Annotated in this window: 25 protein-coding genes; 8 read left to right on the forward strand and 17 right to left on the reverse strand. The window is 72.8% G+C overall.

What is annotated here, in order from left to right:
- Positions 1 to 62: 62 nt before the first annotated feature.
- The 9 genes from V6U90_RS26015 to V6U90_RS26055 form a co-directional block, all read right to left on the reverse strand.
- A complete protein-coding gene (locus V6U90_RS26015) occupies positions 63 to 1,082 on the reverse strand; it encodes an ADP-ribosylglycohydrolase family protein (protein ID WP_334441889.1) in 1,020 nt (339 codons plus the stop codon).
- A 130-nt stretch (positions 1,083 to 1,212) separates the two neighbouring features.
- Positions 1,213 to 1,383 (reverse strand): VOC family protein, encoded by a 171-nt coding sequence (locus V6U90_RS26020; protein ID WP_334441891.1) that lies wholly within the window; start codon positions 1,381 to 1,383, stop codon positions 1,213 to 1,215.
- Positions 1,347 to 2,351: a methionine synthase gene (locus V6U90_RS26025; protein ID WP_334441894.1), complete on the reverse strand. Its 1,005-nt coding sequence runs from the start codon at positions 2,349 to 2,351 to the stop codon at positions 1,347 to 1,349. The genes V6U90_RS26020 and V6U90_RS26025 overlap by 37 nt, the downstream gene beginning before the upstream one ends.
- A 90-nt stretch (positions 2,352 to 2,441) precedes the next feature.
- Positions 2,442 to 3,512: a tRNA 2-thiouridine(34) synthase MnmA gene (gene mnmA / locus V6U90_RS26030; protein ID WP_334441897.1), complete on the reverse strand. Its 1,071-nt coding sequence runs from the start codon at positions 3,510 to 3,512 to the stop codon at positions 2,442 to 2,444.
- Positions 3,513 to 3,737: 225 nt separating this feature from the next.
- A complete protein-coding gene (locus V6U90_RS26035) occupies positions 3,738 to 4,916 on the reverse strand; it encodes a cysteine desulfurase family protein (protein ID WP_334441900.1) in 1,179 nt (392 codons plus the stop codon).
- A gap of 401 nt (positions 4,917 to 5,317) precedes the next feature.
- The gene (locus V6U90_RS26040; RefSeq protein WP_334441903.1) at positions 5,318 to 6,277 is read right to left on the reverse strand and encodes an electron transfer flavoprotein subunit alpha/FixB family protein; all 960 of its coding nucleotides are present in this window, start codon (positions 6,275 to 6,277) and stop codon (positions 5,318 to 5,320) included.
- Between the two features lie 12 nt (positions 6,278 to 6,289).
- On the reverse strand, positions 6,290 to 7,069 hold the full coding sequence (locus tag V6U90_RS26045; RefSeq protein WP_334441905.1) for an electron transfer flavoprotein subunit beta/FixA family protein: 780 nt from the start codon (positions 7,067 to 7,069) through the stop codon (positions 6,290 to 6,292).
- A gap of 412 nt (positions 7,070 to 7,481) precedes the next feature.
- Positions 7,482 to 7,886 (reverse strand): hypothetical protein, encoded by a 405-nt coding sequence (locus tag V6U90_RS26050; protein ID WP_334441908.1) that lies wholly within the window; start codon positions 7,884 to 7,886, stop codon positions 7,482 to 7,484.
- Positions 7,887 to 7,888: 2 nt separating this feature from the next.
- Entirely contained in the window at positions 7,889 to 8,686 is a 798-nt protein-coding gene (locus tag V6U90_RS26055) for a GNAT family N-acetyltransferase (protein ID WP_334441911.1), read from the reverse strand.
- Between the two features lie 42 nt (positions 8,687 to 8,728).
- Here V6U90_RS26055 and V6U90_RS26060 point away from each other — a divergent pair, with 42 nt between their 5' ends.
- The 3 genes from V6U90_RS26060 (at position 8,729) to V6U90_RS26070 (ending at position 9,956) form a co-directional block, all read left to right on the forward strand.
- Positions 8,729 to 9,121, forward strand: a complete 393-nt coding sequence (locus V6U90_RS26060) for a YidH family protein (protein WP_334441913.1) — start codon at positions 8,729 to 8,731, stop codon at positions 9,119 to 9,121.
- A 61-nt stretch (positions 9,122 to 9,182) separates the two neighbouring features.
- Positions 9,183 to 9,503, forward strand: a complete 321-nt coding sequence (locus V6U90_RS26065) for a DUF202 domain-containing protein (protein ID WP_334441916.1) — start codon at positions 9,183 to 9,185, stop codon at positions 9,501 to 9,503.
- A gap of 27 nt (positions 9,504 to 9,530) precedes the next feature.
- Positions 9,531 to 9,956 (forward strand): PLD nuclease N-terminal domain-containing protein, encoded by a 426-nt coding sequence (locus tag V6U90_RS26070; protein WP_334441918.1) that lies wholly within the window; start codon positions 9,531 to 9,533, stop codon positions 9,954 to 9,956.
- Positions 9,957 to 9,971: 15 nt separating this feature from the next.
- Here V6U90_RS26070 and V6U90_RS26075 read toward each other — a convergent pair whose 3' ends face one another.
- From V6U90_RS26075 to V6U90_RS26090, 4 genes are all read right to left on the reverse strand, one after another.
- Complete coding sequence (locus V6U90_RS26075; RefSeq protein ID WP_334441920.1) at positions 9,972 to 10,781, reverse strand: ABC transporter permease; 810 nt, start codon at positions 10,779 to 10,781, stop codon at positions 9,972 to 9,974.
- Positions 10,778 to 11,752: an ATP-binding cassette domain-containing protein gene (locus V6U90_RS26080; RefSeq protein ID WP_334441923.1), complete on the reverse strand. Its 975-nt coding sequence runs from the start codon at positions 11,750 to 11,752 to the stop codon at positions 10,778 to 10,780. Before V6U90_RS26080 ends, V6U90_RS26075 begins: the two co-directional genes overlap by 4 nt.
- A gap of 144 nt (positions 11,753 to 11,896) precedes the next feature.
- A complete protein-coding gene (locus V6U90_RS26085) occupies positions 11,897 to 13,519 on the reverse strand; it encodes an acetolactate synthase (RefSeq protein ID WP_334441925.1) in 1,623 nt (540 codons plus the stop codon).
- A 211-nt stretch (positions 13,520 to 13,730) separates the two neighbouring features.
- Complete coding sequence (locus tag V6U90_RS26090) at positions 13,731 to 14,504, reverse strand: enoyl-CoA hydratase-related protein (protein WP_334441927.1); 774 nt, start codon at positions 14,502 to 14,504, stop codon at positions 13,731 to 13,733.
- Between the two features lie 118 nt (positions 14,505 to 14,622).
- On the opposite strand from V6U90_RS26090, the gene V6U90_RS26095 reads away from it, so the two are divergent.
- Together V6U90_RS26095 and V6U90_RS26100 are read left to right on the forward strand one after the other, a co-directional pair.
- A complete protein-coding gene (locus tag V6U90_RS26095; protein WP_334441930.1) occupies positions 14,623 to 15,093 on the forward strand; it encodes a DUF6232 family protein in 471 nt (156 codons plus the stop codon).
- 133 nt (positions 15,094 to 15,226) lie between these two features.
- A complete protein-coding gene (locus tag V6U90_RS26100; RefSeq protein ID WP_442933674.1) occupies positions 15,227 to 15,916 on the forward strand; it encodes a hypothetical protein in 690 nt (229 codons plus the stop codon).
- A 178-nt stretch (positions 15,917 to 16,094) separates the two neighbouring features.
- On the opposite strand, the gene V6U90_RS26105 is transcribed toward V6U90_RS26100, so the two are convergent.
- Both V6U90_RS26105 and V6U90_RS26110 read right to left on the reverse strand, forming a co-directional pair.
- Positions 16,095 to 16,505, reverse strand: a complete 411-nt coding sequence (locus V6U90_RS26105; protein WP_334441935.1) for a YccF domain-containing protein — start codon at positions 16,503 to 16,505, stop codon at positions 16,095 to 16,097.
- 59 nt (positions 16,506 to 16,564) lie between these two features.
- A complete protein-coding gene (locus tag V6U90_RS26110) occupies positions 16,565 to 17,464 on the reverse strand; it encodes a ribokinase (protein ID WP_334441937.1) in 900 nt (299 codons plus the stop codon).
- An 85-nt stretch (positions 17,465 to 17,549) separates the two neighbouring features.
- On the opposite strand from V6U90_RS26110, the gene V6U90_RS26115 reads away from it, so the two are divergent.
- Positions 17,550 to 18,521, forward strand: a complete 972-nt coding sequence (locus V6U90_RS26115) for an LLM class flavin-dependent oxidoreductase (protein WP_334441939.1) — start codon at positions 17,550 to 17,552, stop codon at positions 18,519 to 18,521.
- Between the two features lie 81 nt (positions 18,522 to 18,602).
- Here the strand turns inward: V6U90_RS26115 and V6U90_RS26120 are convergent, their stop codons facing one another.
- Entirely contained in the window at positions 18,603 to 19,445 is an 843-nt protein-coding gene (locus V6U90_RS26120; protein WP_334441941.1) for an ABC transporter ATP-binding protein, read from the reverse strand.
- A 119-nt stretch (positions 19,446 to 19,564) separates the two neighbouring features.
- Here V6U90_RS26120 and V6U90_RS26125 point away from each other — a divergent pair, with 119 nt between their 5' ends.
- Positions 19,565 to 20,569: an ABC transporter ATP-binding protein gene (locus tag V6U90_RS26125; RefSeq protein WP_334441944.1), complete on the forward strand. Its 1,005-nt coding sequence runs from the start codon at positions 19,565 to 19,567 to the stop codon at positions 20,567 to 20,569.
- Positions 20,566 to 21,570 (forward strand): ABC transporter permease, encoded by a 1,005-nt coding sequence (locus tag V6U90_RS26130; RefSeq protein ID WP_334441946.1) that lies wholly within the window; start codon positions 20,566 to 20,568, stop codon positions 21,568 to 21,570. Before V6U90_RS26125 ends, V6U90_RS26130 begins: the two co-directional genes overlap by 4 nt.
- 84 nt (positions 21,571 to 21,654) lie before the next feature.
- Here V6U90_RS26130 and V6U90_RS34015 read toward each other — a convergent pair whose 3' ends face one another.
- Entirely contained in the window at positions 21,655 to 22,635 is a 981-nt protein-coding gene (locus tag V6U90_RS34015) for a golvesin C-terminal-like domain-containing protein (RefSeq protein WP_442933675.1), read from the reverse strand.
- Between the last annotated feature and the right edge of the window lie 208 nt (positions 22,636 to 22,843).

The raw sequence follows: 22,843 nt of genomic DNA on the forward strand, positions 1-22,843 counted from the left end.
TCACTGACGCCTGTGCCCGTCTCCTACCCACCCGATCCTCACCGACCTATTTGCGCGGGCTCTTACCGGTCCCAGGAGTGGCCGAGGGCGGTGAGCTGGTCGGCGTACTCGATCCGGGTGGCCCACTCGGCCGGCCAGGCGCCCGGACCGAGGGCCGCGCCGAGGAACGCCCCGGCCAGCGCGGCGATCGAGTCGGAGTCCCCGGCCGTGGTCGCGGCCCTGGCCAGCGCGGTGACCGGGTCGTCGCGGTGCCGCAGCGCGCAGAGCAGGGCGGTGGCCAGCGCCTCCTCGGCGATCCAGCCCTCCCCGGTGAGCAGGCACGGGTCGGTACCGTCGTCCGGCCGGGCCAGCGCGGCGTCGAGCCGGTCCAGCGCGGCCAGGCACTCGTCCCAGCCCCGCGCGATGAACCCGGCCGGGGAGTCCATCCCCGGCTGCTGCCACAGGTCGCCGAGCCAGTCGGCCCGGTAGACCCGGTGCTGCTCCCGGGCCCGGTCGCGGAGCAGGCCGGGCAGCCCGGCGAGGTCCGCGCCGTCGCAGACCACCCGGACGGCGTACGCGGTCAGCTCACTCGCGGCCAGCCCGGTCGGGTGCCCGTGGGTCAGGCCGGCCTGCAACTGGGCCACCCCGGCAAGGGTGTCCAGGTCGTAGCCGGCCACCAGGCCGACCGGGGTGACCCGCATGTTCGCCCCGCAGCCCTTGGAGCCGGCCACCGTGGCCTGCTGCCAGCGGGTACCCCGGGCCAGTCCGGCGCAGGCCCGCAGGCAGGTCATGCCGGGCGCCCGGTTGTTCTCCGGGCTGGCTGCCCAGGCCAGGAAGCGGTCCCGTAGCCGGGGTTCGAGGTTGGCCGGGGTCGGCGCCGGGGCGTCGTGCAGCGCCCAGCCGACCGCGAGGGCCATCTGGGTGTCGTCGGTGACCAGGGCGGGGTCACCGGTCAGCTCCCGGGGACCGGCCGGGCCGTACCGCCGCTCGATCTCGGCGACGGTGAGGAACTCGGTCGGCTTGCCCAGGGCGTCACCGTAGGCGAGGCCGAGGAGCGAGCCGGTGGCGCGCTGGAGCGGTTCCCGGATCGGCGTGTCGATCATGGCGGCCATGATGCCCCGCCGTCGCAACCATCACCAGCGGGAAACCGGCCACCGGGAGCGGGACCACACCGGCCGGTACTGCGAACGGCCAGCCGGCCCACCGGGGAAGCGACCGGCGCCCGACCGGCGGTCACTCCCAGACGAGGCAGAACGGGTGGCCCACCGGGTCGGCGTAGACCCGGAAGTCGTCGCCGGCGCCGGGTAGCCGGCGGGCACCGAGCGCCAGCACCCGCTGCTCCGCCACCGCCCTGTTGCCGGTCGCTCTTACTCCTCGGACAGCCGGCGGCCGGCGTCCCGACACGCAGCCAGTACGGCCCGCACGTGGGCCGGTGTCGCACCGGCCAGCCCGCAGGCCGGGGTCACCACCACCTGCCGGGCGAGCTGGGTACGCGGGAAGCCGAGCCGGTCCCAGAGCTGGCGTACCCGGTCGGCGACCTGGGCCGAGGTCGGTGCCTGGCCGGTCGGCGCCGGCAGCGCCGGGGCGGCACCGGCCAGCAGTCCGAGCCCGGCGTCGATCGCCTCGCCCAGCGGATCCAGCGTCGTCACCAGATCCAGGTCGAGCGCGACGGCGACCGCCCCGGTGGACCGGATCAGCTCCAGCGGCACGTCCGGCGCGCAGCAGTGCACCACCACCGGCACCCCGACGGCCTCGGTGACGGTACGCAGCAGATCAGTCGCGGTGCTCGCCTCCACCGGCCGGTACGCCCCGAGCCCGCTCTCGGTCGGCACCCGTCCGGCGAGTACCGCCGGCAGCGACGGCTCGTCGAGTTGCAGCAGCACCTGGGCATGTGGCAGCCGCCGCCGCAGGTCGGCGACGTGTCCCCGTAGCCCCTCGGCCAGCGAGGCGGTCAGGTCGCGGACCGCCCCCGGGTCACGCAGCATCCGCCCGCCCACCGGCCGTTCCAGCCCGGCGGCGAGGGTGAGCGGGCCGGCCGCCTGCACCTTGACCGGTCCGGCGTACTCCTCGGCCTGCTCGGCGAGCTGGTCGAGGTCCCGTTCCATCAGGTCCCGCGCCCGGCGCAGGTCCCGCCCCGGCCGCAGCGCGATCCGCCACCGCGCCGCGTACAGCTCGACCGGCAGTTCGACCAGGAGTCCACCGGTCCGGCCGATCAGATCGGCCCCCGGTCCCCGGGCGGGCAGTTCCGGCAGGTGCGGCAGGGTCGGTAGTTCCCCGAGTACCACCCGCTGGGCCTCGGCGATGTCGGTGCCGGGCAGCGAACCGATACCGGTCGCCGCACCGGCCGGCCAGGGCCACGCAAGATCTGTCACGGCCGAAGGTTAACCCCTGCCGGGGCGACCGCACGCGACGGCGCACGAACGGCACCGGGTCATCCGGCGCCGGGGGCCGGCCGCACCGGCTCAGGCGATCGTGGCGGAACCGAGCACGATGTCGCCGGCCGGGTCCGGCCGGTACGCCACGATGGCCTGACCGGCGGCGACACCGCGTACCGGTCGACGCAGGTCGGCGTGCAGGCCGGTGCCGTCGAGCCGGACGGTGGCCGGCACCACGTCGCCGTGGGCACGCAACTGCACCTCGCACTCCACCGGCCCGCCCGGACGGACACCACCGGTCCAGACCGACCGCTCGGCGTGCACCTCGCTGACCTCCAGCGCCTCGGCGGGGCCGACGGTCACCGTGTTGGTCTTCGGGGTGATGGAGAGGACGTACCGGGGTCGACCGTCCGGGGCGGGGCGGTCCAGGTGCAGGCCGCGTCGCTGGCCGACGGTGTAGGCGTACGCCCCGCTGTGCGCGCCGACCACCTGCCCGGTGAGCGCGTCGACCACGTCGCCCGGTGCCTCGCCCAGCCGCTCGGCGAGGAACCGGCGGGTGTCGCCGTCGGCGATGAAGCAGATATCGTGCGAGTCGGGCTTGTCGGCCACGGCAAGCCCCCGCCGGGCCGCCTCCTCGCGGACCTCGGCCTTGGTGGAGTCCCCGAGCGGGAACATCGACCGGTCGAGCTGCTCGCGGGTGAGCACGGCGAGCACGTACGACTGGTCCTTGGGCAGGTCGACGCTGCGCCGCAGCAGACCGTCCGGCCCGAGTCGGGCGTGGTGCCCGGTGACCACGGCGTCGAAGCCGAGCGCGACGGCCCGGTCCAGCACCGCCGCGAACTTGATCTTCTCGTTGCAGCGCAGGCAGGGGTTGGGGGTACGACCGGCGGCGTACTCGGCGACGAAGTCGTCGACCACGTCCTCATGGAACCGGTCGGCCATGTCCCAGACGTAGAACGGGATGCCGATCACGTCGGCGGCGCGCCGGGCGTCCCGGGAGTCCTCCAGGGTGCAGCAGCCGCGCGCCCCGGAACGGTAGGTCTGCGGATTGCGGGCCAGTGCCAGGTGCACTCCGGTCACGTCGTGCCCGGCCTCCACCGCACGCGCGGCGGCGACCGCCGAGTCCACCCCGCCGGACATCGCTGCCAACACCCTCACCGGGACACCCCCTTCACCCCGTCCACGGTACGCGCCGGGCCGGCCGCTGCCGACCCGCACCACCCCCACCACCCCACCCCGTCGATCATGGAGTTGTGGTGGGTGACAGAAGCCGCAAAACCTCCCTGAAAGGGCACCACAACTCCATGATCGGCGAAACCGGGGAGGGGTGGGCCGGGGAGGGGTGGGCCGGGGTCAGGGGCGGGCCGGGAGGGGTGGGCCGGGTCAGGGGCGGACGGAGCGGATGGCGCCAGCCCGGCGGGCCCGCTCGACCGCACCGGGCAGGACGGCGATCAGGGCATCCACGTCGGCGACCGTGGACGTGTGCCCCAGCGTGAAGCGCAGCGACGAGCGGGCCCGGTCGTCGTCGGCCCCCATCGCCAGCAGTACGTGCGAGGGCTGGGCCACCCCTGCCGAGCAGGCCGAACCCGTCGAGCAGGCGATGCCCTGGGCGTCGAGCAGCAGCAGCAGGGCGTCCCCCTCGCAGCCGGGGAAGGAGAAGTGCGCGTTGCCGGGCAGCCGGTCGACCGGGTCGCCGTTGCAGATCACCTCGGGCACCGCAGCACGTACCCGCTCAACCAGGCCGTCCCGGAGCGCGGTGATCCGGGTCGCGTACTCCTGCTGGGCCTTGACCGCGTGCTCCACCGCGACCGCGAACGCCACCACCCCGGCGGTGTCCAGGGTGCCCGAGCGGACGTCCCGTTCCTGGCCGCCACCATGCAGCAGCGGGGTGGCCGGCACGTCCCGCCCGAGCAGCAGCGCGCCCACCCCGGCCGGGCCGCCGAGTTTGTGTCCGGTGACGGTGAGCGCGGCGACGCCACTGGCGGCGAAGTCGACCGGCACCTGACCGACGGCCTGGATCGCGTCGGTGTGGAACGGTACGCCGTACTCGGCGGCCACGGCGGCCAGCTCGGCCACCGGTTGGAGGGTGCCGACCTCGTTGTTGGCCCACATGGTGGTGACCACGGTCACCCGGTCGCCGTACTCGGCCAGCTCGGCCCGGAGCGCGTCGACGGCGACCCGACCGGTCGGGTCGACCCCGAGCCACCCCACCGTGGCCGACTCGTGCCGGGCCAGCCAGTGCACCGCGTCGAGCACCGCGTGGTGCTCCACGGAACTGGAGATCACCCGGGAGCGGGTCGGGTCGGCCACCCGGCGGGCCCAGTAGATGCCCTTGACCGCGAGGTTGTCGCTCTCCGTCCCGCCGCCGGTGAAGATGACCTCGGAGGGCCGGGCGCCCAGCGCGGCGGCCACCCGTTCCCGGGACTCCTCGACCCGGCGCCGGGCCCGCCGGCCCGCCGCGTGCAGTGACGACGCGTTGCCGACCTCACGGGCGGTCGCGACGTACGCCTCCAGTGCCTCGTCGAGCATCGGAGTGGTCGCCGCATGATCCAGGTATGTCATCGCCGCTCAGCCTATCGCCGGGGGCGGGGTGGGCGCCCCACCCCGCCCCCGGGTAGCTGGGCCGGGGGCAGCCGGGTCGCCCTGGTCGAGTTCCCGCAGCCGGCAGAACGCCCCTCGCCCTGCTCGGACGGCTACCAGGTGGGTTGACGTCCACGCCGAGGGGTACGACTACAACCAGGTCCACTCGGGCGACAGCCTGTTACGGGGCACCCTGACGAGTTGACCGGCGGGCCGGCTTCAGCTCCCCGTCCCGCCGGTCAACTCCCACGTACACGTCAGGGGTGGCGGTCCGCTCCGGACCACCACCCCTGACGTGGTGTGACAGTGTCCGGGTGCCGGTCGACCGGCACCCGGGCGAACACGGTGAGGGTCACCGCCACCGGGTGCGGTGCCCGTCCGGGTCACTTGCGCTTGCGTACCTCGTCGGCAGCCTGCGGAACGACCTTGAACAGGTCACCGACCACGCCGAAGTCGGCCAGCTCGAAGATCGGGGCCTCGGCATCCTTGTTGACCGCGACGATGGTCTTCGAGGTCTGCATGCCGGCCCGGTGCTGGATCGCACCGGAGATGCCGAGGGCGACGTAGAGCTGCGGGGAGACGGTCTTACCGGTCTGCCCGACCTGGAACTGGTGCGGGTAGAAGCCGGAGTCGACGGCCGCCCGGGACGCCCCGACCGCACCGCCGAGCAGGTCGGCCAACTCCTCGACCAGCTTGAAGTTGTCGGCGTTGCCGACACCACGGCCGCCGGAGACGACCACGGAGGCCTCGGTCAGCTCGGGGCGGGAGCCCTTCTGCTCGGCGACCCGGTCGACCACCTTCGCCAGCTTGTCGGTGTCGCCGACCTGCACGGTGAGCTGCTCGACCGCCGGGGTGGCCGGCGCCGGGACGGGGTTGACCGAGTTCGGACGCAGGGTGACCAGCGGCAGTCCCCGGGTGACCTTGGACTTGACGATGGTGGAGCCGGCGAAGGCCACCTGGGTGGCGGTGCCGTCGGCGGCGAGCGAGACCACGTCGGTCAGGATGCCGTTGTCCAGCTTGACTGCGAGCCGGGCGGCGATCTCCTTGCCCTCCTGGGCGGAGGCGAGCAGGACGGCGGCCGGGGAGACCCGGCGGACCAGGTCGGCCAGGACGGTGGCCTTGGGCGCCACCAGGTAGCCGTCGATCTCCTCGCTCTCGGCGGCGTAGATCTTCTCCGCGCCGTACTCCCCGAGCTTGTCGGCGAGCGCGGCGGCGGCGCCGGGGCCACCGAGTACGACGGCCGACGGGGTACCCAGCTCGCGGGCGAGGGTGAGCATCTCCAGGGTGACCTTCTTGACGCCGAATTCCCTGGTGGCTTCGACGACGACAAGTACCTCAGCCATGACCGTTACCCCTCAGACGAACTTCTCGGTGGCGAGGAACTCGACCAGCTTCACGCCGCCGTCGCCCTCGTCGGTGATCTTCGCGCCGCCGGAGCGCGGCGGGCGCTTGCTGTGCTCCAGGACGGTGCTGGTGGCACCGTCGAACCCGACCTCGCCGGGCGCGACGCCCAGGTCGGCCAGGGAGAGGGTCTGCACCGGCTTCTTCTTGGCGGCCATGATGCCCTTGAACGAGGGGTACCGGGGCTCGTTGATGGTGTCCCAGACGGAGACCACGGCGGGGGTGGTGGCGCTGACCACCTCGTAGCCCTCCTCGGTCTGCCGCTCGACGGTCAGGTTGCTGCCGTCGACGGTGAGCTTGCGGGCGCCGGTCAACGCGGCGACACCGAGCCGCTCGGCGAGCATGTGCGGCATGACCTGGACCCGGCCGTCGGTGGACTCGGCACCGCAGATCACCAGGTCGGCGTTGAGCGTGCCGAGGGCGGCGGCGAGGACCTTGCTGGTGGCCACCGCGCAGGACCCGTGCAGCGCGTCGTCGACGATGTGCACGGCCTTGTCCGGGCCCATGGAGAGCGCCTTGCGGATCGACTCGGTCGCCCGGTCCGGACCCATGGTCAGGATGGTGACCTCGCCACCGTTCGCTTCCTTGATCTTCAGCGCCTCTTCGATGGCGTACTCGTCCATCTCGTTGATGACGTTGTTGGCCGAGCCGCGGTCGATGGTGTTGTCGTCACTGCGCAGGTTGCGGTCCGCGCCCGAATCGGGCACCTGCTTGACGAGTACGACGATGTTCATCGCGCTTCGACGACCCTCCTGTTGTGGTGGTTTGATCCTCGCTCGTTCGGGCGCAGCCTGCCCGGCCCACGAACGCGCGGTCAACCGCGGGACGTTGTGCAGTTGCCCACGAGCCAATGTTACCTGCCAGTAGCATCACGATCCGGGGACCCAACAGTGACACAGGTCACCCAGGGTCGGGACGCCGGGTAGAGTGCCCGGCGACCGGAGGTATCACGATATGTCGCAGCAAATCGGAACAGCCGTCGCGCCGCCCGCCGTTGCCCGCGTCGAACCGCCCCCGGAAACATGGCACCCAGCGGGGACGCCACTGACTGCCGGGCGATGGGCGTCGATGCGCACCGATGCCGGTGCGGGCAGCTACGCGAGCACTGCGTGCGTACCGCGAAGCGTTGGCTGTGGACGGGCACCCTCAGTCGGGTAGCGCCAGCGCGTCGGTGATCCGGGCGATCACGGCGGCCTCGGCGGCGTGCACGCCCCGGTGTGCCCGGGCGACCGCGTCGGCCGTACCGAGCACCGCCTGCCGGTACGGCTCGACCTCCTCCGGAGCCTTGTCCCGGAGGATCTCCACCGCGCGTCGCAGCCCGGGGAGCACGGTCGCCTCCACGGCGGTGCTCGACCGGCGCGGCAACGACGGCAACGCCCCGGTGGTCAGCACCTCCTTGACCAGCCCGCTGGTGTCGGCAATCGCCCCGGAGGCGGCGAAGCTCTCCTTGATCATGGCGAACAGGCCCGGATCCGCATCGGAGACCAGGAAGACCGCACCGAACGCGGCGGTCTTGAGGGTCGTCTTCTCCTCGTCGGTCAACCGCTCCATGATCAGGGAGTGTAGACGTACGGGGTGGTCGTGGTGACCGCAACGAAGCTCAGTCGCTCCAGAATCGGCCGGCTGTCCGGGGAGGCATCCACCTGGAGCAGCGTGAAACCGCGGGCCGCCGCCAGCCGGGCGCGGTAGGCCACCATCGCCCGGTAGATGCCCTGCTTGCGCCACTGCGGCAGGGTCGACCCGCCCCACAGGGTGGCAAAGGTGGTACCCGCGATGAAACGCACCCAACCGGCGCAGACCACCGTGTCCCCCGCCTCGGCCACCACGATCGTGAGCGCCTGCGGGTCCGCCTCGATCTCCTTGGCCAGGCCGATGGCGAGGTGGCTCCGGTCGTCCTGCCAGACCTCCTCCTCCATCGCCACGATCCGCTCCAGATCGGCCTGGGCGGTCACCTCACGCAGGCGTACCCCGTCGGGGAGCACCGGCAACGTCGCCGCCAGCGGCGCGACCGGCCCGATCAGCACGGTCTCCGGGTCCTGCGGCTCGAACCCGGCGGCCCGCAGCCGGTCCGGCAGGTCAGCCGGCTCGTCGTGGCTGTAGTGCTTCCACTCGACTGCCTCCCCGACTGCGGCGAAGAGGTCCCGCTGCCGCAGGATCAGGGCGTCCAGCTCGGCCCCGGTCAGTCCGCCCAGGTCCCGGTAGGTCAGGAAGCCGTCCGGCCCCAGGCCGCGTACCCGCACCAGCGGCCCGTCCCGCTCCACCGTCACCCCCGGCGCCACCGGGTCTGGCACGTCCGGGCGGAGCTGCCGGTCGTGGGCTTCGAGCAGGGCTGCGGCGTTCAGATCCGTCATCTGCCTAGGCTAAGCAGGGTGTCCACCGGTTAACGTCAGGCGATGTGGCGCGCGATCCGGCGCTGGTTCGACCCGCGCGAGCTACGTGAGGTCGGCACCACGCCCGACTACCGGTTCTCCCTGGCCAACGAACGCACCTTCCTGGCCTGGTTGCGGACCGGGCTGGCGCTGGTCGCCGGTGGCCTGGCCGCTGCGCAGTTCCTGCCCCCGCTGCCTGCGGCCCACCTGCGGGAGGTGATCGCGGTGGCGTTGCTGCTGCTCGGTGGGGCCGTGGCGATCCGGGCGGTCGACCACTGGGCACGTACCGAGCGGGCCATCCGGCTCGGCGAGGAACTGCCAGCAAGCCGCTTCCCGGCGATCCTGGCCCTGGCCGTCGGTACCGGTGCGCTCCTGCTGGTGGTGGCGGTACTGGCGAACGCCCTCGGTGCGCGGTGAACGGTCGGGAGGCCCCGGGACGGGGCACCGTGAGCCGCCAGGAGTCCCCGGGTGGAACAGCGTGAACACCGGGACGAGGCCACCGGCCGACCGGGGGTTGCAGCCCGAACGGACCCGGCTGGCCTGGCGGCGTACCGCGCTGGCGCTGACCGTGGTCGCCGTGCTCACCGTCCGGCTGGCCGCCGGCCGGGGCGTACCGGGTACGGTCCTGGCGGCGGTGGCGGTGGTCGGCTGGGGTGTCCTGCTGTGGATCATCTGGGGGCGGATGACCGGCGCCCGCCGGACCACCCCCGGGGGAGGGCCGGCGTTCCCCCTGACCGCCCTGGCCACCGCCGGTTTCGCCCTGATCGGTGTACTGCTGGTGCTCGCCGGGGTGGGCTGAGCCACCAGCGTGCGCCATGATGGGGGCATGGCCCGCCTGTCCATCCTGCTCTTCGTGGTCCAGGTCATCCTGGCCGCGCTCGCCCTGATCAGTTGCCTCTCCGCCGAGAAGGACGAGATCCGCGCGCTGCCGCGGCTGGCCTGGGTGGCGCTCATCCTGCTCTTCCCGCTGCTCGGCTCGATCGCCTGGTACTTCGCCGGCCGGCCGGTACCAGCCGGGCCGGGTCGTCCCGGCCTGCCCGGTGGCGCGACCCGGCAGCCACCCCGCCCGGTGGCACCGGACGACGACCCGGAGTTCCTCCGCTCGTTGCAGGAGCGCTCCGCCGCCGAGAAGGAGCGCAACGACCGGGAACTCTTCGACCGCTGGGAGGCGGACCTGCGCCGCCGCGAGGACGACCTGCGGCGGCGGCAGGCCGGTGACCCGCCGCGCGAGGAGGACCGGCCCGAGGTCTGATCCGCCCCGGGCGGTTCAGACCCGGCGTTTGAACGCCCGCAGGGCCAGCGGGGCGAAGATCGCCGCGATGACGGCACCCCAGATCAGCGACCGGACCACCGGGCCGGCCACCGAACCGCCGATCAGCAGGCCGCGCAGCGCGTCGGCGAGCACGGTCACCGGGTTGACCGCCACCCAGGCCTGCAACCAGCCGGGCATGGTGTCGGTCGGGACGAACGCGTTGCTGGTGAAGGTGAGCGGAAAGATCACCGTGAAACCGAAGATCTGAACCTTCTCTGGTTCGTTGACCAGCACCCCGACCAGTACGGAGATCCACGACGCGGCCAGCGAGAAGGCCAGCAGCAGGGCGAACGCCCCGACCAGGCCGGGCAGGCCGTTCTCCAGCCGGAAGCCGAGGATCAGCCCGACGCCGACCAGCAGCGTCACCGACCAGGCCTGCTTCACGGTGTCGGCGAGGATCCGCCCGGCCAGTGGCGCCCACCGGGCGATCGGCAGCGACCGCAGCCGGTCGAAGACCCCCTTGGTCAGGTCGGTGTTGAGCCCGAATCCGGTGGTCATGGTGGCGAAGAAGGCGTTCTGCACGATGATGCCGGGCAGCGCGAAGGTCAGGTAGTCCCCCGGTGAACCGGAGATCGCGCCGCCGAAGACGTACGTGAAGAGCAGCACGAACATCACCGGCTGGATGCTCAGGTCGAGCAACTCCATCGGGTTGTGCTTGATCTGCACCAGACTGCGCCAGGCCAGGGTCAGGGTGTGCCGCAGACCGGTGACCGGGCCGACCCGGCGGGTGGGGGCGAGCGGCCGGCCGGCAACGAGCGTGGTCATGCGGGGGTCCCCTCCAGTACGTCCTGATCGGTGCGGGTCGGCTCGGTGCGGTGCCCGGTGAGCGACAGGAAGACCTCATCCAGGCTGGAACCGCGCAGGGCCAGCTCGGCGACATGCACCCCGGCGACGTCCAACCGGCGCACCACGGCGGGCAGCACCGAGGGGTCGTTCACCGGTACGGTCACCGTGGTCTGGTTGACCTCGGGCACGGTGCCGGCCACCTCACCGGCGACGGTCACCACGGCCGACAGGTCGGCCGGGTCACGGGGGCGCACCGCGAGCACCTGACCGCCGGTACGCGCCTTCAGCTCCTCCGGGGTGCCGCGCGCGATCACCCGACCGTGGTCGACCACCGCGATCTCGTCGGCGAGCTGGTCGGCCTCCTCCAGGTACTGCGTGGTCAGCAGCACGGTCACCCCGTCGGCGACCAGCCCCCGGACGATGTCCCACAGCTCGTTGCGGCTGCGCGGGTCGAGACCGGTGGTCGGCTCGTCGAGGAAGAGCACCTGCGGCCGGCCGACCAGGCTGGCGGCCAGGTCGAGGCGGCGGCGCATGCCACCCGAGTAGGTCTTGGCGGCCCGGCCGGCGGCATCCGACAGATGGAAGCCGGCAAGCAGCTCGGCGGCGCGGGCCCGGGCCGCCGAGCGGGACAGGCCGAGCAGCCGGCCGATGAGCAGCAGGTTCTCGGTGCCGGTGAGGGCCTCGTCGACCGAGGCGTACTGCCCGGTCAGGCCGATGAGCTGACGCACCCGGTGGGCGTCCCGCTCGACGTCGAAGCCACCGACGGTGGCCCGGCCGGCGTCGGCGCGGAGCAGGGTGGCGAGTACCCGGACCGTTGTGGTCTTGCCGGCGCCGTTCGGCCCGAGCAGGCCGAACACCGTACCGGCGCGGACCTCCAGGTCGACTCCGGCAAGAGCGGTCGTGCTGCCGAATCGCCGGACCAGTCCCTCGGCCCGGATCGCGTGTTCCATGCGCTACTCCCGTCGTGCTGCCTGGTCAACCCAGCGTGCACGACGGGGCTGACACTCTGCCGTCCGCGGTGACCCTACGTGGTCAACGGCAGGAGTGCCGCTGATTTCCCCGGACCGGGCACGCCGGTCCGGGGAGCACATCCGTCAGGCCAGGTTCGACGACCGGGGGTACGCGTCCGTCGGGTCGGTGAGCACGTTGACCAGGTACGGCACACCGGCCGCGAAGGCCCGCTCCAGCGCCGGGGCGAGGTCGGCCGCCTTGGCCACCGTCTCCCCCGCCCCGCCGAGCGCACTGACCACCGCGTCGTACCGCAGATCGGGTTGCAGGTCGGCGGCCACGTCGTAGCCGTACATGGCCCGCATCGGGTGCTTCTCCAGACCCCAGATGCCGTTGTTGCCGACCACGATCACCACCGGGAGCTGCTGACGGACCAGGGACTCCACGTCCATCAGTGAGAAACCGGCCGCGCCGTCGCCCATCAGGACGCAGATCTGCCGGTCCGGGTGGGTGACCCGGGCGCCCATGGCGTACCCCATGCCGGTGCCGAGGCAGCCGTACGGGCCGGGGTCGAGCCAGGTCCCGGGCTGGGCCGGCTCCAGGTACCGACCGGCGTACGAGACGAAGTCGCCACCGTCACCGATGGTGATGGCGTCCCGGTCGAGCACCCGGCGCAGCTCGCCGTACACCCGCGCCGGCCGGATCGGGTCGGTGTCGGCGGCCATCTCCGTCTCGTGCTTGGCCCGGGCGGCATCCTCGGCCACCCGCAGGTCGGCGACCCAGTCGGTGTGGTCCGTCCGGTCGCCGGTGTGGTCGGCCAGCGCGGAGAGGATCAGCCGCAGGTCACCGGCGGGCGAGACGGCCGGCTGCACGTGCCCGGCCCGCTGGCTCGGCGCGTCCACGATGTGCACGACCTGCGCGTCACCGAAGTCGCCGAAGCTGAGCCGGAAGTCCAGCGGGGTGCCGACGACCACCACCAGATCGGCGCCGGAGAGCGCGACCCGGCGGGCCTTGCTGAACGCGAGCGGGTGCTCCGGCGGCAGGGCACCCCGACCCATACCGTTGGTGAAGACCGGCACCCCGAACGCCTCGGCGGCCTCCCGCAGTGCGGCGACCGCGTCGGCGGCGTACACGTCGGAACCGGCGATGAACACCGGACGGTGGGCACCGGCGAGCAGGGTCGCCGCCCGGGCCACCGCCTCCGGGTCCGGCTCGACCGGCGCCACGGCCGGCGCGGCGGGCGGGGTGGCGTCGGCGACCGAGAAGACCGCCTCCAACGGCAGGTCCAGGAAGACCGGACCGCGGTGCGGGGTGAGCGCGGCGGTCAGCGCGTCGACGATCGCGCCGGGGATGTCGTCGGTACTGAAGACCGTCTGCGCGTGCTTGGTCACCGGGGTCACCAGCGGCAGGTGGTCGATCTCCTGGAGGCTGCCCGAACCCCAACGGAAGGCCGGCGCCCGGCCACCGAGCACCAACACCGGGGAGGCGTTGAAGAAGGCGCTGGTCAGCCCGGAGATGCCGTTGGTGACGCCCGGGCCGGCGGTGAGCACAGCGAGGCCGGGGCGGCGGCAGAGCTTCGCCACCGCCTCGGCCGCGAAGACCGCGGACTGCTCGTGCCGGACGTCGTAGAGCGGGAAACCGGTGCGGTGGGCCGCGTCGTAGAGCGGGAAGACGTGCCCGCCGCTGAGGGTGAACATCTCGCGTACCCCGCAGGCGCGCAGCGCCGCGAGCGCCAGCTCGCCGCCATGGCCTTCGATCCGCTCCGTCATCGCCGCTCCCATCGTCACGTGGCCGGGGTCACACGCTACCGGCCGGTAGGAACGTGAACAACACTCGGGTCGGCGGGTGGCGGCGTGGTGCCACGCTGCCCGCCCGTGCTGCCGGCCGGCGCCCGACCGGCGGCAGCGTCAGCGCCCGCCCGACCGGCGGCAGCGTCAGCGCCCGACCGGCGGCAGCGTCAGCGCCCGACCGCCGGCAGTGTCAGCGGCCGGTGAAGTCCGGCTTGCGCTTCTCCACGAAGGCGGCCATGCCCTCGCGCCGGTCGTCGGTGGCGAAGAGCGCGGCGAAGAGCTGGCTCTCCCAGGCCAGGCCGGAGTTGAGGTCCATATCCAACCCGCCGTCGACGGCGAGCTTCGCCGCCCGCAGCGCCTGCACCGGTCCGGTCAGGTACGGCCGGACCAGCTCGACCGCGGCGGTGTAGACCTGGTCGGCCGGGACCACCCGGTCGGCCAGCCCGATGCGCAGCGCCTCCTCGGCGTCCACCATCCGTCCGGACATGATCAGATCCTTGGCCCGGGCCGGGCCGACCAGCCGGGCCAGCCGCTGGGTGCCCCCGGCACCAGGGATGATGCCGAGCTTGATCTCCGGCTGACCGAGCTTGGCGTTGTCGGCCACCACCCGCCAGTCACAGGCCAGCGCCAGCTCGCAGCCGCCACCTAGCGCGTACCCGGTGATCGCGGCGACCACCGGCTTGGGGATCCGGGCGAAGGCACCGAGCGCACTGGACAGGTCGGCCGCCCGGGCCGCCATGTCCACGTACGACATGTCGGCCATCTCCTTGATGTCGGCGCCGGCCGCGAAGACCTTCTCCCCGCCGTACACGATGACCGCTCTGACGTCCGGGTCGGCGGCGGCCTCGGTGGCGGCGGCCCGCAACTCCTCCTGCACCTGCTTGTTCAGCGCGTTCATCGGCGGCCGGTCCAGCCGGATCGTCCCGATGCCGTCGTTGGTCTCCAACCGGACGAACTCGCTCACGCTGTCCTCACTTCCTCGTCGAAGTCGCGTGCCCACATTACGGGCCGGCTCGTTGGGTACGTAGTCTGGATTCGGACCGGACCAGGGATCACACCTCACACCGGATCAGGGGCCATGGATGACCACTTACTACGACGACCGGTCGGTACGGGTCACCTCGGCGGCCATCCGGGTCGGCGGGCGGGCCTACCCGCTCGCCGAGTTCACCGAGGTCTGGCACCGCCGGAGCGCCCGCTCGTGGCGGGTACTGGGCCGGCGGGGCGCCCTCGGTGTCGCCCTGGTCAGCCCGGTGGTGTTCGCGCTGCTCGGGATCGTGGTCGGGCTCTCGCTGGACACCTCCCTCACCGTCACCATCGCCATCGTGGGTGGTTCGGTCCTGGTCGGGCTGGCGGTCGGGCCGCTGGCCGACCTTCTCTTCGAGCACCTCGACCGGTCGTACGCCCGGGGCAGCCGGACCCTGGAGCTGTGGGTGCGCTGGCAGGGCCGACCGGTGCGGCTGCTCACCACCGACGACGCGCTGCGCTTCGGGCAGATCTACCGGGCGCTGCAACGGGCGGTCGAGCAACGGCAGCCGGTGGCCCCCCGCTGACCCACCCGGGCGGGCGGGGCGCGGCTGTCGTCGCCGGATGACCACCCGTGCCCACCGCTACGCGCTCGCCGGGCCGGGCGGCGCGGGTCGCCGGGCCGGGCGGCACTGGCCGGCACGACGCACACTGGGGGGCATGGCGATCCCCCTTCCCCGCCCCTCCGATGTCCTCGGCCTGACCCGGTCCGCCGTCGATCAGGCGCTCGGCTCGGCCACCACCTTGGCCGGCCTGCCGGCCCGGGCATTCGCGCTGCTCGACGGGGTGGAGGCGCTGCTCATCCGGATCAACCAGGTGGTGGACCGGGTCGAGGCGACGCTGGACCGCACCGACCGGGTGGTGACCGCGGCAGAGACCCTGGTCGACGACGCGGAGCGGGTGACCGGAGCGGCCGGCACGGTGATCGCCGGGGCGGAGCGGGTGACCGGAGCGGCCGGCACGGTGGTCGCCGGGGCGGAGACGGTGGCGACCCGGGCCGCCGCCACGGTGACCAGGGCGGAGACCGTCGCAGGGACCGCCGACGAGTTGCTGGCGGCCTACGCCGGCACCCTGCACCGGGCGGCGCCGATGGCCAGCCGGTTCGTCGAGGAGTTGAGCCACGAGGAGGTGACCGCCGCCATCCGGCTCGTCGACGAGCTACCGAAGCTCAAGCAGCATCTCACCTCGGACATCCTGCCGATCCTGGCCACCCTGGACCGGGTCGGTCCGGACCTGCACGACCTGCTCGATGTCACCCGGGACCTCAAGCTGGCGGTCGCCGGGATTCCCGGCCTGGGGATGCTGCGCCGCCGGGGCGAGAACCGGCTCGGCGAGGACGCCGCCGGCTGAGGCGGGCCCGCCGCCGGGGCGATCAGCACGGGCCCGCCGCCGGGGCGATCAGCACGGGCCCGCCGCCGGGGCGATCAGCACGGGCCCGCCGCCGGGGCGATCAGCACGGGCCCGCCGCCGGGGCGATCAGCACGGGCCCGCCGCCGGGGCGATCAGCACGGGCCCGCCGCCGGGGCGATCAAGCCGGGCTGAACCCGGGTCGGCCCAGGTCGTCGACCTCGACCACCTCCCGACCCAGCGGCCAGAGTGCCGCCGGGACCAGCTTGAAGTTGGCGATCCCGAACGGGATCCCGATGACGGTCAGGCAGAGTCCCACCCCGGCGACGATGTGCGACAGGGCCAGCCACCAGCCGGCGACCACCAGCCAGAGCACGTTGGCCAGACCGGAGGCGACCCCCACGCCGGGCTTCGGCACCAGCGTGCGGCCGAACGGCCAGAGCGAGTAGTAGGCCAGTCGCAGCGACGCCACGCCGAACGGGATGGTCACCACCAGCGCGAAGCAGATCAGCGCCGCGATGCCGTACCCGATCGCCAGCACGATGCCGCTACCGAAGACCAGCCAGAGAAGATTCAGCAGAAAGCGCACCATGGCCCCATGGTGCCCGGCCGGCTCAACTGCCCGGCCCGGCGGCGCGGCGACCGGTCGGCTCAGGCCGGGGGCGTGTAGAGCTCGTCGATCTCGGCCCGGTGCGGCAGGGCCACCGAGGCGCCGAGCCGCCGGGCGCAGGCCGCACCCGCCGCCGTCGCCCAGGCCACCGCCGGCACCAGGTCCCGGCCCTCGCCCCAGGCCACCGCGAGGGCGCCGGTGAACGCGTCCCCGGACGCCGTGGAGTCGACCACGTCGACCTTGACCGCCGGGATGTGCACCGCCGTTCCGTCCCGGTCGCCGTACCAGGCACCCCGCCCGCCGAGGGTCAGCGCCACCCGGGGTACGAGGTCCAGCAGGGCGGCCCGGACATCCGGGACGGCACCGACGATCGCTGGTGCATGCCTCTCCTTGGCCACCAGCAGGTCGACGGTGGCGAGCAGGTCCGCCGGCACCTCCCGGACCGGTGCCGCGTTGAGTAGCACCCGGGTACCCGCCGAACGGGCGGCCAGCGCCGCCTCGGTGACCGTCTCCACCGGGGTCTCCAACTGCGCGACCAGCACGTCGGCGCGGCGGATCACGTCGAGTTCGCTCCCGGTCAGCCCGGTGAAGGAGGCGTTCGCCCCCGGGGTGACCAGGACCGCGCTCTGCCCGTCGCCGTCCACCATCACCAGGGCGACACCTGAGCTGCCGTACACCACCCGAAGCTGGTCGGTGTCGACACCGGCACCGGCCATCCGGGCCTTGAGGGTGACTCCGAAGGAGTCCGAACCGATCGCACCGAGCAGGGTGCAGGCGGCGCCCGCCCGGCTCGCTGCGATCGCCTGGTTGGCGCCCTTACCACCGGCCACCATCACGAAGTCGCTGCCGAGCGCCATCTCGCCCCGATCGGGCAGTCTCGGCGCGGTGGCGACCAGGTCCATGTTGGCGCTGCCTACGACCACCACTCGGGTCCGGTCCACGGCACCTCCCCTGCGACATCGATCGTTGCGGCGAGTCTAGGGGGTGCCAGCCGACTGAGTTCCGCCCGTGGCAGGCTAGTCAGGCATGACGGACATGCCGATCGGAGTGATGTACCGCTGCGACAGCCCGCCGGAGAACCTGCCGGCGTACGCGCGCCTGGTCGAGCGGCTCGGCTACGACGAGCTGTGGCTGGTCGAGGACTGCTTCTTCGCGGGCGCGGTCTCCTCGGTGTCCGTGGCCGCCGCGGTCACCGAACGGTTGCGGGTCGGGCTGGGCATCATGCCGGCCGCGTTCCGCAACCCGGCGCTCGCCGCGATGGAACTGGCCAACCTGGACCGGATGTTCCCCGGCCGGATCCTGCCCGGCTTCGGCCACGGGATGGCCGAGTGGGTGCACCAGGTTGGCGCCGGGCACCCGTCCCCCCTGACGGTGCTCGGTGAGACGGTCGGCGCGGTACGCGCGCTGCTCGCCGGGGAGACGGTGTCGGTGACCGGTCGGCACGTCCGGCTCGACCGGGTGGCGCTGGAGTACCCGCCGGCCGGTCCGGTGCCGATCGCCACCGGGGTACGCAACGAGCGGTCGCTGCGTCTCTCCGGCCAGGTGGCCGACGGCACCATCCTGGCCGAGTGCGCGAGCCCGGCGTACATCCGGTGGGCCCGGGAGCAGATCGAGCAGGGTCGCCGGGCGGCCGGCCGGACCGACCCGCACCGGGTGACCGTGTACGCCTTCTTCGACTTCGACGAGTCCCGGGCCAGCGCCCGGTGGGAAATCGCCCGGCTGCTCTCCGCCGGCCGGGCACCGGCGGCGGCCGACATCGACCTGGCCGAGGAGGTCACCGCCCTGCGGGCCGCGACCGGGGACGACGTGGAGGCGCTCGCGGCGGCGCTACCGGACAGCTACGTGGACCGGTTCGCGGTGGCGGGCAGCCCCGCGCAGTGCACGGCGGCGCTGGCCGCCCTGGCCGACGCCGGAGCGGACGCGGTCGTGCTCATTCCGCCCCGGGATCCGCAGTTGGCCGTCGCACACATCACCCTCGCCGCCGACCAGCTCCGCTGAGGGTGCAAGGAAGGGCCCCCGCTTAACGTTTTCGGTATAGGAAGGGGCCCTTCTTAACACCTGACGCCAGGCGGGCGCGTCTCAGGCGGCCCGCGCGGTGTACCGGTCGCCGTGCCGCTGCACCAGCAGGGGCAGCCCGAAGGTCTCGGTCAGGTTCTCCCCGGTGAGGGTGTCGTCCAGCAGGCCCTGCGCGACGATGCCACCGTCCCGCAGCAGCAGTGCGTGGGTGAAGCCGGGCGGGATCTCCTCGACGTGGTGGGTCACCAGGACCAGCGCCGGGGCGTCCGGGTCGTACGCCAGCTCGGCCAGCCGGGCCACCAGCTCCTCCCGCCCGCCGAGATCGAGTCCGGCGGCCGGTTCGTCGAGCAGCAGCAGCTCCGGGTCGGTCATCAGGGCACGGGCGATCTGCACCCGCTTACGTTCCCCCTCGGAGAGGGTGCCGTACGCCCGGTCGGCCAGCGCGCCGACGCCGAGCTGGTCGAGAAGCGCGACGGCCCGCGCCGCGTCCATCGCGTCGTAGCGTTCCCGCCAGCGGCCGACCACCGACCAGGCGGCGGTCAGTACCACGTCGCTGACCGGTTCGTCGGCGGGGATCCGTTCGGCGAGCGCCGCGGTCGAGAGGCCGATGCGGGTACGCAGCTCGGCGATGTCGGTCCGGCCGATGCGTTCGCCGAGCACGTGGGCGACCCCGGTGGTGGGGTGCAGACGGGCGGCGGCCAGGTTGAGCAGGGTGGTCTTTCCGGCCCCGTTGGGGCCGAGGACCACCCAGCGTTCGTCCAGCTCAACCCGCCAGTCGACGTTGTCGAGCAGCCGCGTGCCGGACCGGAGCACGCTGACCCCGGCCAGGTCGACCACCAGATCGGCGTTCACGGGCGAGGGGGTGGGGGCGGCGCCACTGGCGCCGGGGACCAGGTCAGTAGGCACCCGAACATCCAACCACGCAACCCCGCCCGCCCTCCCACGGACGTCACCGGCACCATAGGGTGCGCCGTGTCACTGATCATTCCGGAGGTCCGCATGAGCCACCCCGATCCGGTCCCCGCATGAGTACGGTCATCGAGATATCCGGTCTCCGTAAGACGTTCCGCCGGTTGCGTGGCGGCGCGCACGTGGCGCTGGACGGCTTCGACCTGCTGGTGGAGTCCGGTCAGATCCACGGTTTCCTCGGCCCGAACGGCTCGGGCAAGACGACCACGTTGCGTGCCCTGCTCGGGCTGGTACGCCCCGACTCCGGACGGATGGCGGTGTTCGGCGAACCGGCGCCGGAGCGGCTGCCCCAGGTGGCCGGTCGGGTCGGCGCGATCGTGGAGAGTCCCCAGTTCTTCGGCAACTTCACCGGCCGGCGGACGTTGCGGCTGCTGGCCGTGGCCGGTGGCGTGCCGGTCACCCGGGTCGACGCGGTGCTGGAGCAGGTCGGGTTGGCCGACCGGGGCAACGAGCGGGTCCGGTCGTACTCGTTGGGCATGAAACAGCGACTGGCGGTGGCGTCGGCGCTGTTGAAGGAGCCGGAGCTGCTGATCCTGGACGAGCCGGCGAACGGCCTCGACCCGGCCGGCATCCGGGAGATGCGCGACCTGATGCGCGACCTGGCGTCGTCCGGGGTGACCGTGCTGGTCTCCAGCCACATCCTCGCGGAGATCCAGCTGATCTGCGACCACGTGACGATCATCTCCCGGGGACGCCGGGTGGCGGCCGGTCGCGTCGACGAGGTGCTCGCCGGCTTCGACCACGGGGAGTACCGGGTCCGGGTGGCCGAGCAGGACCGGGCCGCCGAACTGCTCGGTGCCGCCGGCCTGGCGGCGGTCGGGCATCCGGACCACCTGGTGGTCCGGCAGGTCGCGGACCCCACCGTGATCGCCCGCACCCTCGGCGAGCAGGGACTCTGGGTACGGGAACTGACGCCGTTGACGCCCGATCTGGAGAGCGTCTTCCTCGAACTGACCGGTGCCGGCCACCGGACCCCGGTCACCGGCCCGGATCCCGGGGAGCCGGAGCGGGTCATCGACATCGGCCCGACGGCCACCGGATCCGGGAAGGTGACGGCGTGAACCTGGTCCGCGCGGAACTGGAGCGGCTGGCTGCCCGCCGGTTCGTTCAGCTCATGGTGGTGCTGCTGATCGCCGCGTTCGGCATCACCATCGCCACCACCCTCGCCAGCTCACACCAGCCCACCCGCGCCGAACTGGTCCGGGCCGAGGAGCAGGTCGCCCAGACCCGGCTGGAGATGGAGCGGAGCTACCGGGACTGCCTGGCATCCCGGCGGGCCGGGACGATGGTCGGACAGGACCCGTACCCGCTGGTCTGCACGGACCTGAACCCCGACCGGCCGGGCAACGTGCCGACCATCGAGGCGTTCCTGTACCAGGTCTTCGTCTTCGACCAGCAGATCCGTCCGCTGCTCTACTTCCTGATCGCGTTCCTGGCGCTCTTCGCGTTCCTGGTCGGCGCGTCCTACATCGGCGCCGACCTGACCTCGGGCGGCATGACCAACCTGCTGCTCTGGCGTCCGCAACGGATGACCGTACTCGGTACCAAGCTCGGTACGCTGCTCGGCGCGGTCCTCGCGGTGTCGCTGCCGTCGTCGCTGCTCTACCTCGGGTCGTTCTGGCTGATCGCCCGGGTGGGCGGGCTCACCGGCGACCCGACGGCCGCGTTCTGGAACGAGCTCTCCCTGACGTACCTGCGGGGTCTGGTGCTGGTGCTGGCCGCCGGGGCGCTCGGGTTCTCGGTGGCGACGTTGGGCCGGCACACCGCCGCCGCGCTCGGGACCCTCGCCGCGTACGCCGTGCTGTGGGAGCTGGGCGCCCGGATCGTCTTCGAGATCATCGAGGTGGCCCGCCCGGACCAGTGGATGCTCAGCTCCTACCTGGGCGCCTGGTTGGCCGGTCGGGCGGAGTTCTGGGACAAACAGGCGTGCCAGGCGGTGCTGAGCTTCTGCGAGGCCCGTTACGTGATCACCTGGCGGGCCGGGCTCGTGGTGCTGGCGCTGGTGGTGGCGGGCGCGGTGGCCGCGTCGTTCACCGCGTTCCGCCGCCGGGACCTGGCCTGAGCCGTCGCCGGCTGACCTGAGCCGAGGTGTTAAGAAGGGCCCCTTCCTCTACCGAAAGCGATAAGAAGGGGCCCTTCCTTACGTCTACAGGCGGGTCACCCGGATGGCGTCGGCGATGACGTAGCCGGTGCCGGAGGTCCACCGGCTGACGCCGACCACGTTGGCGTCTCCGGCGGCCAGGGTGAAGGTGCCGAGTGAGCGCCACTGCCCGCCGTTGGCCCGCTGGTCGACGTGCACGGTCTGGTTACCGGTGGTGGTGGCCACCACGTACGGGGTGGCGCTGTTGTAACCCGCGTTGGCCGGGTACCAGACCTCGACCCGGTAGCTGGCGGTGGCCGGGATGTTCACCTTGTACCAGGCGGCGTCGCTGGCGGCGACCGGGTTGGCGTAGTGGTAGTTGGCGCCGTACCGCTGCGTCGAGTACGTCGAGACGGCCCAGTTGGCGCTGGCGGTGAACCGGCCGGTGGTGCTGTTGTCGACCACGGTCGACCAGGTCGGCGGCGGGGTGGAGCCGGTCACCAGTTGCATGTAGTAGGTCCAGTTCCAGTTCGGCCCGGGGTCGGTGTGGGTGGCGCCGGGCACCTGGTTGTGGCCGATGATGCGGGTACGGTCCTTCGGGATGCCGTACTTGTCGCAGAGGTACTTCGTCAGCGCGGCCGAGGAGCGGTACATCGCGTCGGTGTACCAGGACGCGTCGTTGACGTACCCCTCGTGTTCGAGGCCGATCGACTGGGTGTTGTACGTCCAGTTGCCGGCGTGCCAGGCGATGTCCTTGTCCCGCACCATCTGGGTCACCGCGCCGTCCGAGGACCGGAGCAGGTAGTGCGCGCTGACGCTGGCCGACGGGTTCTGGAACCAGCTGATCGAGCCGGCGTAGGAGCCCTGCATGGTGTGGATGATGATGTAGTTGATCGGGTAGGCGCTCTCCCGGCTGGAGACCGTGTAGTTGCTGGAGCTGGCCGGTACCCAGGCGGCCGGCGGGTAGTCGGTGCTGAGCGTGCCGACGTCACCCGTACCGGTCGCCGTACCGGCGGTGCCGCTGCCGAGCGGGGCGGTACCGGCCAGCACGCCGCGCCGGGGGGCGACCGGCCGGCCGGTGACCGCCACCGGGCCGCTGCCGGTACGCGCGGTGAAACCGGTGGTGAGCAGGTCGTAGACGGTGTCGGCGTAGAGCCGGGCGGTGGCCGGGTCGGTCGCACCGCCGTACCGGGCGACGGCCGGGTACCACTGGTTGAGGTCCCGACGCTGGTCGCCGGTGAGCCCGGCGGCGTCG

It is taken from the genome of Micromonospora sp. CPCC 206060 (genome assembly GCF_036906895.1).
Taxonomy (GTDB): domain Bacteria; phylum Actinomycetota; class Actinomycetes; order Mycobacteriales; family Micromonosporaceae; genus Micromonospora.

Excerpts from the sequence above, each read along its gene's own strand:
- V6U90_RS26125 (WP_334441944.1), top strand. The coding sequence starts at position 19,565 with ATGAGTACGGTCATCGAGATATCCGGTCTCCGTAAGACGTTCCGCCGG.
- V6U90_RS26040 (WP_334441903.1), bottom strand. The coding sequence starts at position 6,277 with ATGGCTGAGGTACTTGTCGTCGTCGAAGCCACCAGGGAATTCGGCGTC.
- V6U90_RS26095 (WP_334441930.1), top strand. The coding sequence starts at position 14,623 with ATGACCACTTACTACGACGACCGGTCGGTACGGGTCACCTCGGCGGCC.
- V6U90_RS26050 (WP_334441908.1), bottom strand. The coding sequence starts at position 7,886 with ATGGAGCGGTTGACCGACGAGGAGAAGACGACCCTCAAGACCGCCGCG.
- V6U90_RS26035 (WP_334441900.1), bottom strand. The coding sequence starts at position 4,916 with ATGACATACCTGGATCATGCGGCGACCACTCCGATGCTCGACGAGGCA.
- V6U90_RS26055 (WP_334441911.1), bottom strand. The coding sequence starts at position 8,686 with ATGACGGATCTGAACGCCGCAGCCCTGCTCGAAGCCCACGACCGGCAG.
- V6U90_RS26075 (WP_334441920.1), bottom strand. The coding sequence starts at position 10,781 with ATGACCACGCTCGTTGCCGGCCGGCCGCTCGCCCCCACCCGCCGGGTC.
- V6U90_RS26070 (WP_334441918.1), top strand. The coding sequence starts at position 9,531 with ATGGCCCGCCTGTCCATCCTGCTCTTCGTGGTCCAGGTCATCCTGGCC.
- V6U90_RS26080 (WP_334441923.1), bottom strand. The coding sequence starts at position 11,752 with ATGGAACACGCGATCCGGGCCGAGGGACTGGTCCGGCGATTCGGCAGC.
- V6U90_RS26085 (WP_334441925.1), bottom strand. The coding sequence starts at position 13,519 with ATGACGGAGCGGATCGAAGGCCATGGCGGCGAGCTGGCGCTCGCGGCG.
- V6U90_RS26045 (WP_334441905.1), bottom strand. The coding sequence starts at position 7,069 with ATGAACATCGTCGTACTCGTCAAGCAGGTGCCCGATTCGGGCGCGGAC.
- V6U90_RS26105 (WP_334441935.1), bottom strand. The coding sequence starts at position 16,505 with ATGGTGCGCTTTCTGCTGAATCTTCTCTGGCTGGTCTTCGGTAGCGGC.
- V6U90_RS26015 (WP_334441889.1), bottom strand. The coding sequence starts at position 1,082 with ATGATCGACACGCCGATCCGGGAACCGCTCCAGCGCGCCACCGGCTCG.
- V6U90_RS26060 (WP_334441913.1), top strand. The coding sequence starts at position 8,729 with ATGTGGCGCGCGATCCGGCGCTGGTTCGACCCGCGCGAGCTACGTGAG.
- V6U90_RS26115 (WP_334441939.1), top strand. The coding sequence starts at position 17,550 with ATGACGGACATGCCGATCGGAGTGATGTACCGCTGCGACAGCCCGCCG.
- V6U90_RS26100 (WP_442933674.1), top strand. The coding sequence starts at position 15,227 with ATGGCGATCCCCCTTCCCCGCCCCTCCGATGTCCTCGGCCTGACCCGG.